Source organism: Desulfofundulus thermobenzoicus (assembly GCF_009428905.1).
Lineage (GTDB): Bacteria > Bacillota > Desulfotomaculia > Desulfotomaculales > Desulfovirgulaceae > Desulfofundulus_A > Desulfofundulus_A thermobenzoicus.
In genome coordinates this window covers 1-455 of record NZ_WHYR01000186.1, presented here as the reverse complement: position 1 = coordinate 455, position 455 = coordinate 1, and the positions used below count along the sequence as shown (strand labels likewise).

General features: G+C 42.2%; 2 pseudogenes. Both read left to right on the top strand.

Annotated elements, in window-relative coordinates:
• A pseudogene (locus GFC01_RS20065) lies at positions 1–67 on the top strand (hypothetical protein); the annotation flags it as partial.
• 30 nt (positions 68–97) lie between these two features.
• Positions 98–455, top strand: a pseudogene (locus tag GFC01_RS18145) (threonine--tRNA ligase); the annotation flags it as partial.

Genomic DNA, 455 nt, shown 5'->3' with positions numbered 1-455 from the left:
GCATGTACCTTCTACAGGGTACTTAAAGTCATTTAAACTAACACGTGTTGCAGGGGCTTATTGGCGGGGAGACAGTCATCAGGATGTCTTGCAGCGAGTGTATGGTGTGGCGTTTCAACATCCAAATCATCTAGCTGAGTATCTTCATTTCATGGAAGAAGCAAATAAACGTGATCACCGGAAATTAGGGAAACAGTTGTCCCTCTTTATGTTTTCAGAAGAAGCGCCAGGTATGCCGTTTTATTTACCCAAAGGTCAGATTGTCAGAAATGAATTAATGGCCTTTTCAAGAGAAGTGCGAGGCAAAGCGCAATATGAAGAAGTGAGTACACCGTTTATGATGAACCAAGAGCTTTGGGAAAAGTCAGGGCACTGGGATCATTATCATGAAAATATGTATTTCTCAGAAGTAGACCATACAAGCTTTGCTTTAAAACCGATGAACTGTCCAGGGC